Annotated in this window: 8 protein-coding genes, 4 tRNA genes and 1 pseudogene; 11 read left to right on the top strand and 2 right to left on the bottom strand. The window is 65.2% G+C overall.

Features of this window, described 5'->3' with window-relative positions; translation table 11 throughout:
• A pseudogene (locus D1643_RS08790) lies at nucleotides 1-297 on the bottom strand (hypothetical protein); the annotation flags it as partial.
• 312 nt (nucleotides 298-609) lie between these two features.
• Here D1643_RS08790 and D1643_RS08785 point away from each other — a divergent pair.
• From D1643_RS08785 to map, 11 genes are all read left to right on the top strand, one after another.
• Nucleotides 610-694: transfer RNA gene (locus D1643_RS08785), tRNA-Tyr, on the top strand.
• Between the two features lie 4 nt (nucleotides 695-698).
• Nucleotides 699-774 (top strand) — tRNA-Thr (locus D1643_RS08780).
• Between the two features lie 3 nt (nucleotides 775-777).
• A tRNA-Met gene (locus tag D1643_RS08775) sits at nucleotides 778-854 on the top strand.
• A gap of 79 nt (nucleotides 855-933) precedes the next feature.
• Entirely contained in the window at nucleotides 934-2,136 is a 1,203-nt protein-coding gene (tuf, locus tag D1643_RS08770) for an elongation factor Tu (protein ID WP_160710263.1), read from the top strand.
• 109 nt (nucleotides 2,137-2,245) lie between these two features.
• Nucleotides 2,246-2,395, top strand: coding sequence for a 50S ribosomal protein L33 (gene rpmG, locus D1643_RS08765; RefSeq protein ID WP_160710262.1), 150 nt, complete (start codon nucleotides 2,246-2,248; stop codon nucleotides 2,393-2,395).
• 24 nt (nucleotides 2,396-2,419) lie between these two features.
• Nucleotides 2,420-2,496, top strand: a tRNA-Trp gene (locus tag D1643_RS08760).
• A gap of 80 nt (nucleotides 2,497-2,576) precedes the next feature.
• The gene (gene secE / locus D1643_RS08755; RefSeq protein WP_160710261.1) at nucleotides 2,577-2,978 is read left to right on the top strand and encodes a preprotein translocase subunit SecE; all 402 of its coding nucleotides are present in this window, start codon (nucleotides 2,577-2,579) and stop codon (nucleotides 2,976-2,978) included.
• Between the two features lie 3 nt (nucleotides 2,979-2,981).
• Nucleotides 2,982-3,512, top strand: a complete 531-nt coding sequence (gene nusG / locus D1643_RS08750; protein ID WP_160710260.1) for a transcription termination/antitermination protein NusG — start codon at nucleotides 2,982-2,984, stop codon at nucleotides 3,510-3,512.
• A gap of 107 nt (nucleotides 3,513-3,619) precedes the next feature.
• A complete protein-coding gene (gene rplK, locus D1643_RS08745) occupies nucleotides 3,620-4,120 on the top strand; it encodes a 50S ribosomal protein L11 (RefSeq protein WP_160710259.1) in 501 nt (166 codons plus the stop codon).
• 128 nt (nucleotides 4,121-4,248) lie between these two features.
• Nucleotides 4,249-4,959, top strand: a complete 711-nt coding sequence (rplA, locus tag D1643_RS08740) for a 50S ribosomal protein L1 (RefSeq protein ID WP_160710258.1) — start codon at nucleotides 4,249-4,251, stop codon at nucleotides 4,957-4,959.
• Nucleotides 4,960-5,336: 377 nt separating this feature from the next.
• Nucleotides 5,337-6,107, top strand: coding sequence for a type I methionyl aminopeptidase (gene map / locus D1643_RS08735; protein WP_160710257.1), 771 nt, complete (start codon nucleotides 5,337-5,339; stop codon nucleotides 6,105-6,107).
• Between the two features lie 355 nt (nucleotides 6,108-6,462).
• Here map and murJ read toward each other — a convergent pair.
• The coding region (gene murJ / locus D1643_RS08730; RefSeq protein ID WP_236643497.1) for a murein biosynthesis integral membrane protein MurJ at nucleotides 6,463-8,303 on the bottom strand (1,841 nt) is incomplete at its 5' end.

The raw sequence follows: 8,303 nt of genomic DNA, 5'->3' as shown, positions 1-8,303 counted from the left end.
CTTGCCCTGGAGGTCGTCGATCTGGCCGTTGGCCTCGTCGATGCGCGCCTGGGCCTCGTCCATCTTGGCCTGGGCCTCTTGCTGGGAGGCCAGCGCGGCAGAATAGGAGGCCTCTGCCTGGTAGAGGCGCTCGGACATCGCGTTCAGCTGGGTGAGCGCTGCCTGGGCCTCGGCCTGCTTCTCCGCGGCGCTGGGGGCCGCGAGCGCCGCGGCGGGGGAGGCGGCGACGAGAGCCGCGCTAGCCAGGGCGCCTCCCAGGAAGGCGCGGCGGGTGAGGATATCAGGATGCTCGCTCATCGGGTTCCTCCTTGATCGAGCAGCGGGTTCGAGAAGACGGCGCCTTCGGGGGCACCGCCGTTCATAGTACCATGCCGCCTGTCCCGCGCTCCCCAAGCGCGCGCTTCTCGCGCAACCCCTACATATATATAAGGTTGCCGAGGAGGCTGGCGGAAGCGGCCACTTTGGGAGGAATCGTGGAGACACGCCCGGGGCCGTGTAAGTAGTTGACACGTCGGAGACGGTAGCGTATTATTCATTCGCTCGCTGGTTAGGCCTAGCCTTGCAAGCGGGTGGCAGCTTGAAAAGTACACATGAATTCAGCGCCGAAATGGGCGTGTGCCCGAGTGGTTAAAGGGGACGGGCTGTAAACCCGTTGGCTCTGCCTACCTAGGTTCGAATCCTAGCGCGCCCACCATTTCGCCTGTGTAGCTCAGTCGGTAGAGCACTTCGTTGGTAACGAAGAGGTCACCGGTTCAAGTCCGGTCGCAGGCTCCACTTGGCGGTGTAGCTCAGTTGGTCAGAGCACACGGTTCATACCCGTGGCGTCACTGGTTCAAATCCAGTCACCGCTACCATTTGGATTTATCGCGTCCGCTCGTCGGGCGCGTTTATTTTGTTTGTTTTTGCATAATCTCTTTTCAAGGAGGATGAAACATGGCTAAGGAGAAGTTCGAGCGTTCCAAGCCGCATGTTAACATCGGCACCATCGGCCACGTTGACCATGGCAAGACGACGCTGACCGCCGCCATCTCCAAGACCCTGTCTGAGAACGACGGCTCTCACGGCACCGCTGCCGCTGACTTCACCGCCTTCGACATGATCGACAAGGCCCCTGAGGAGCGCGAGCGCGGCATCACCATCTCCATCGCGCACATCGAGTACGAGACGGACACCCGCCACTACGCTCACGTTGACTGCCCCGGCCATGCCGACTACGTCAAGAACATGATCACCGGTGCTGCCCAGATGGACGGCGCTATCCTGGTCATCGCCGCCACCGACGGCCCCATGGCCCAGACTCGCGAGCACATCCTGCTCGCCCGTCAGGTCGGCGTGCCCTACATCGTCGTCTTCCTGAACAAGTGCGACATGGTGGACGACGAGGAGCTCATCGAGCTCGTTGAGATGGAGGTTCGCGAGCTGCTCGACAGCTACGAGTTCCCCGGCGACGACACCCCGATCATCCGCGGCTCCGCTCTGAAGGCCCTCGAGGGCGACAAGGAGTGGCAGGAGAAGGTCTGGGAGCTCATGGATGCTGTGGATTCCTACATCCCCACCCCGGAGCGCGACGTCGACAAGCCGTTCCTGATGGCCGTCGAGGACACCATGACCATCACCGGCCGCGGCACCGTTGCCACCGGTCGTGTGGAGCGCGGCGTCCTGCATGTCAATGACCCGCTGGAGATCATCGGCATCAAGGAGACCCAGAACACCGTCTGCACCGGCATCGAGATGTTCCGCAAGCTGCTCGACGAGGCTCAGGCTGGCGACAACATCGGCTGCCTGCTCCGCGGCATCAAGCGCGAGGAGATCGTGCGCGGCCAGGTTCTCTGCAAGCCCGGCAGCGTGACCCCGCACACTGAGTTCGAGGGCCAGGTCTACATCCTGACCAAGGAGGAGGGCGGCCGTCACACCCCGTTCTTCGATGGCTATCGTCCGCAGTTCTACTTCCGCACCACCGACGTGACCGGCGTGGCTCACCTGCCCGAGGGCACCGAGATGGTCATGCCTGGCGACAACGTGACGATCAAGGGCGAGCTCATTCACCCGATCGCCATGGAGGACGGCCTCAAGTTCGCTATCCGCGAGGGTGGCCGTACCGTTGGCTCCGGCCGCGTTACCAAGATCATCAAGTAACTTCGCTTGCATGATTGAGAGGGAGCCCGTCTTCGGGCGGGCTCCCTTCCCTTACGGTTCATGTGTATGTTGAAAAGCCTGCTCGAGAATAACGGTAAAAGGAGAATTCATGCGTACTCTGGTCACTCTGGCGTGCACTGATTGCAAGCGCCGCAATTACACGACCAAGAAGAACAAGCAGAATAACCCTGACCGTATCGAGTTCAAGAAGTACTGCAAGTGGTGCGGCCATCACACCCTGCACCGCGAGACTCGATAGAGGTTCAGGCGAAGAAACAGGCATAGGCCAGTAGCTCCAATTGGTAGAGCGGCGGTCTCCAAAACCGCATGTTGGGGGTTCGAGTCCCTCCTGGCCTGCCAGCTTGTTAACTGCGAGCAGCCCGAGCGAGGCTGCTTGTTTGGCGTTTAGACGTTTTACGATTTTCCGATAAAGGAACTCCATGGCTAAGAAATCCAAGACACAACGAGCGAAGGCGTCTGCTGCCCGTCAGCAGCGCAAGGCTGACCGCGATACCGAGGTGCTTGTCGAGGAGGTCGCGCCGGAGCCTGAGGAGAAGCCCAAGAAGGGCCTCTTCAAGAAGGCCGAGGAAAAGCCTGCTGAGGCTGCCGAGCCCAAGAAGGCTGCGAAGAAGGCCGACGAGAAGCCCAAGAAGAAGCGCTTCCAGTTCCTTCGCGACGTGAAGTCCGAGATGAAGCGCGTCACCTGGCCCACCCGCACCGACGTTCTGCGTTGGACGGGTGTCGTGGTGGTCGCCCTCATCTTCTTCGGCGTGTTCGTCGCGCTGCTCGACAACGTCATCATCACGCCGCTGCTGGTGTTGATCTCGGGAATCGGAGCCTAGGCCATGACTAAGAAATGGTACGTCCTCCACACCTATTCCGGCTACGAGAACAAGGTGAAGAAGAACCTTGAGACCCGCATCGAGACGATGGGGCTCGAGAACAACGTCTTCGGCATCGAGATTCCGACCGAGATGGTGACGGAGATCAAAGATGGCGGCCGTCGCGTCGAGAGCGAGAAGAAGGTGTTCCCGGGCTACGTGCTCGTGCGCATGGAGCTCGACGATCGCAGCTGGGCCGCCGTTCGCAACACGCCGGGCGTCACCGGTTTCGTGGGCAGCCAGGGCAACCCCCAGGCGCTGACCCGCGACGAGTACAACAAGATCATGAAGCGCACCAGCCGCGAGGCGCCGAAGAAGACGTCGACGAGCCTGGAAGTGGGCCAGTCCGTCAAGGTGGTCTCGGGCCCGCTGGCCGAGTTCGACGGCGTCGTCTCCGAGGTGTCGCCGGAAGCTGGCAAGGTGAAGGTCATGGTCTCCATCTTCGGCCGCGAAACCCCCGTCGAGCTTTCGTTCGACCAGGTGGCCAAGATCTAACTGTGCACACATTAAGCACGATGGGCGCCCGCGTGGACCGGGGCTTCTCGCCGATCGGGCTTTTGTGATAGAGAGAGTATCCGCTTACATCTGAAAGGTAGTCACAGATGGCTGAAAAGAAAGTCACCGGCTTCATCAAGCTGCAGATTCCTGCTGGTGCGGCCAACCCGGCGCCTCCCGTCGGCCCGGCCCTTGGCGCCCAGGGCGTCAACATCATGCAGTTCTGCCAGGCGTTCAACGCCCAGACGCAGGATCAGTCCGGCACCATCATTCCCGTTGAGATCACCGTCTACGAGGACAAGTCCTTCACCTTCGTGTGCAAGACCCCGCCGGCGGCCGTCCTCATCAAGGAGAAGCTGGGCATCCAGTCCGGCGCCGGCATCCCGCAGCTCCAGGTGGTCGGCACGCTGACCGAGGATCAGCTCCGCGAGATCGCCGAGATCAAGATGCCCGACCTCAACGCCAACGACATCGAGGCTGCCATGGAGATCGTGGCCGGCACCGCCCGCTCCATGGGCGTGCGCATCGAGGGCCGCGAGATGAAGAAGAAGTACGTGCCCAGCCGCAAGGTGGCCGCGATGCTTCAGGGTAAGACCATCGACGAATAGCTGCGGTTCTGCGCGGCGTCCGGCCGGGCTCCCTGTTCGGGCCCCGACGCCGTGCGAAACCTCGCGGTTTGCGAGTTTACCAGTGGAAGAGTTCAGAAGCGCTCGCCATCACCACGAAAGGAAACGACATGACTAAGAAGTCCAAGAAGTACCTCGCCGCCGAGGCGCAGATTCCCGAGGCGCCCGTCGCGCCGCTCGAGGCCATGAAGCTCCTGAAGGAGATCGCTACGGCCAACTTCGACGAGACCGTGACCGGCGACTTCCGCCTGGGCATCGACACCCGCCAGGCTGACCAGCAGCTGCGCGGCACCGTGAGCCTGCCCAACGGTTCCGGCAAGACCGTGCGCGTGGCCGTCTTCGCCGAGGGTGAGGCTGCCCGTGCTGCCGAGGAGGCCGGTGCCGACATCGTGGGCACCGACGAGCTCATGGCTCAGATCCAGGCCGGCGAGTTCAACTTCGACGCCGCCGTGGCTACCCCCGACCAGATGGGCAAGGTCGGCCGCCTGGGCAAGATCCTCGGCCCCCGCGGCCTCATGCCGAACCCCAAGCTCGGCACGGTGACCAACGACGTGGCCAAGGCCATCAACGAGCTCAAGGGCGGGCGCGTGGAGTACCGCGCCGACCGCTACGGCATCGCGCACGTCGTCCTCGGCAAGGCGTCCTTCACCGCTGAGCAGCTGGCCGAGAACTACGGCGCCGTCTACGACGAGATCCTGCGCATGAAGCCGGCCGCCGCCAAGGGCCGCTACGTGAAGTCCATCACCGTCGCGGGCACCATGACCCCGGGCGTGCCGGTGGACTCCTCCGTGACCCGCGCCTACGCTGAGGCTGCCGAGTAGCGGATACTACTCTCATTCACCGGAAGGACCCCGCGCCTAGCGCGGGGTCCTTTTGCGTTTTCGGGGTCGTTTGCGGGCGGCGGGGCTGCTCGTGGGCGCTGCGGGAAGCGGTGGTGCCGGGTCGCTGCGAGCCGCAAGCGGCAAGACGGGCCTCGGGCGCGAAATACGGGTGTTTCGGAGCGAGAAAGTGCGGCTCTGCATGGCGCAAGTGCCCGGGCGTGATGCTTTTCGGGCTGTTTTCAAGGAATGACGCCCCCATTCTCGCCGAAAATCCCTCTGGGGAAAGGCTTAGAATGAGGTTGAGCATGCAAAGCCGGATTTTCTCGTCAGAAAACGGCCTGAAAGCCGTCCGGCGCAGAATCCCAGGGAGGGAACCCATGATCATACGCAAGTCGCCGGCCGAGATCGAGGCCATGAGGGAGGCCGGCCGCGTGTCGGCCAAGGTGCTGCGCGAGGTGGGGGCCCTCGTCAAGCCGGGCGTCACCACTGCCGAGCTCGACGAGTTCGCCGAGACGCTCATCCGCCTGGAGGGCGGCATCCCCGCGTTCAAGGGCTACGGCGGCTTCCCCGGCTCCATCTGCGCGTCGGTGAACGACCAGATCGTCCACGGCATCCCCTCCGCGAAGGTGGTGCTCAAGGAGGGTGACATCATCTCCATCGACACGGGCGCCATCGTGGATGGCTGGGTGGGGGATAACGCCTGGACGTACGCGGTGGGCACGGTGTCGCCGGAGAAGAAGCGCCTGCTCGAGGTGACGGAGAAGTGCCTGTGGGCGGGGCTTGACGCGGCCCGTCCGGGCAATCGGCTCGGCGATATCGGCCATGCGGTGCAGTCGGTGGCCGAGGCGGCCGGGTTCGGCGTGGTGCGCGAGTACGTGGGCCACGGCATCGGGCGTGACATGCACGAGGACCCCAACGTGCCCAACTACGGGCGCAAGCACAGCGGCATCCGCCTTGAGCCGGGGATGGTGCTGGCCATCGAGCCCATGATCAACGCGGGAACCCACAAGACGCGCCAGATGCCCGACGGATGGCTCGTGTGCACCCGTGACGGGCGCCCCTCGGCCCACTTCGAGAAGACGGTGGCCGTCACCGAGGAGGGCCCGGTCATCCTGACCGCGGAGGAGGGCCGCCGCCGTCCGGTGTGACGTCTGTCCCGGCGCTGCCCTGGCGGCGAATCCGGTGGCCGCTGGGACGGGGCGGGCTCGGTCGCAGCGCTGGCGGCCTAGAGGCGGATCAGGCGGTCGACTCGGTGCGTCGCAGGAGGGGTGGGGGCTGCCGTGCCCGCGATTGCACGGGGACGCGACTCGATGGTTTGGCGCGTCGCGTGGGCGGGAGGGCGGACTGTCCCGGGCGCATCGCACGCGTGGATCGGCCCGCCCCCCGCCCGCAGCTCCGACGGCCGATTCGGCGCGGGAGGGCTGTGGGCCCCGCGACTCCTTCGCGTCGCGGGGGGGGGAGGTCGCGGGGCCCGCGATCTCGTTGCGGCGCGACGACCCGGCGCTAGCGGCCCAGGCGGCCGCCCACCTTCGCGACGATGGAGGTGACGAAGGCGGCCTCGGGCAGCCCGAGGCGCACCGCCGGCGCGAAGGTGACGGCGAGCGCCACCACGCCGCCTGCGGCCAGGTAGGCGAGGGCCTGGGGCACCGACCCGGTGAGCGGCCCGAGGAGCGCCTGGAGTCCCGCGAGCACCACGCCGCCGGCCAGCGCGCCCAGAAGGCCCAGCCCGACGCTGCGCAGCGAGACCGCTGCGAGGAACCCGAGGCCCATGGGCCCGTAGTGGCGCCGCAGGTAGGCGAACGCGATCAAATCGCCCACCACGTAGGATACCACGGTGGAGGCGGCGATGGCCTCGAGCGTGACGGGGTAGCCGTGCTGCGCTCCCCAGGCCGCGCCCACGGTGACGGCGATCTGCGCCGCCACGGCCACGAAGTTCACCACCGAGAACACCCCCATGCGGCGGATGCTGCTGAATATCTTGTTGAGGTAGGCGTTTACGCCGTAGAACGGCAGCGCCACGGCCATGACGGCCAGGTAGCGCGCGATCTGGCCGATGCTCTCCTCGGTAAACGCGCCGATATGGTAGAGCGTGACCAGCGGCGTGGCGAAGACGACCAGGTAGAGCGCCATGGGCACCATGAGGAAGATGATCTGCCCCGTGCCGTCGATGATGCCCCGCACCACGCCCCGCACGTTTCCGTCTGCCTGCATGTCCGACAGCTCCGTGAACATGGCGGTGGTCACCGGCACGGCGAGGAACGAGTAGGGGAACGTGAACCACAGCCGCGCGTACGCGATGACCGAGGGGCCGTTGTCGGCGAAGCAGTAGGACGCCGCGTTCTGGGCCGACACGGTGGCGAACGAGCACACGGTGACGAAGACGGCCGGCGCGCCGAGGGCGAGCGTCTCGCGCAGGGCCGGATCGCGCAGGTTGATGCGCGGTCGGATGCGTATGCCGTTCTTGCGCAGCGCGGGCACCTGGACGGCCATCTGCACGAACACGCCGAGCGGGTTGCCGATGGCGATGGCATAGAAGGCCAGCAGCTGGTCGTGCTGGGCGATGGCGGCGTAGATGAGGAACGACGCGATGACGATGACGTTGTTGAACACCGGCGCGATAGACGACCAGAAGTACTCGCGGTTGGCGTTGAGCAGGCCCGATACGATGGACGAGCAGCCGTAGAACACGATCTGGATGGCGAAGAACTGGAAGAAGAACACCGCGAGCGCCATCTCCTGCTGATCGGAGTAGAACGACTGGGTGAAGATGACCTGCGCGGGGAACAGCATGCAGAGCGCCGTGACGATGCTGAGCAACGCGATGACGATGGTAAGCAGGTTGGAGGCGTAGTCGTTGCCGCGCTCCTGGCCGAGCTTCTTCTTCACGCTCAGGTACACCGGCAGAAACGCTGTGACCAGCATGCCGCCCATGACCAGCTCGTAGAGCATGTTGGGCAGGTTGTTGGCCACCTGGTAGGAGCTGGAGACGAAGGTGGCTCCCAGGGCGAAGGCCATGGCCCAGGTACGGGCGAAGCCGGTGATGCGCGAGGCGATGACGCAGATGCTGATGAGCGCGGCCGAGCCCCCCACGTCGCGGACGGGGGCGCCCATCTCGGCGTCCTCGGCCGGGTCGGTCAGGTCGTCGCGGTCGGCTGCGCCGGGACGGGGCAGGGGGGCGGGGGAGGGGCGGCGGGCGTGGCGCGCCTCGCGCTCGGCCAGAAAGTCGAGCAGCTCCACCTCCTCCAGGGCGAAGGCCTGCTGCTGGAGCGTGCCGTCGGGGTCGGTGCGGTCGAGGCCCGTGTGGCGGCCTATGATGGGGATGGCCCCGGTGAGGCCCGGGTCGG

This window comes from Enterorhabdus sp. P55 (assembly GCF_009911695.1).
Lineage (GTDB): Bacteria > Actinomycetota > Coriobacteriia > Coriobacteriales > Eggerthellaceae > Enterorhabdus.
Note: the sequence above shows the minus strand (reverse complement) of the source record. Positions and strands in the feature narration are given on the sequence as shown.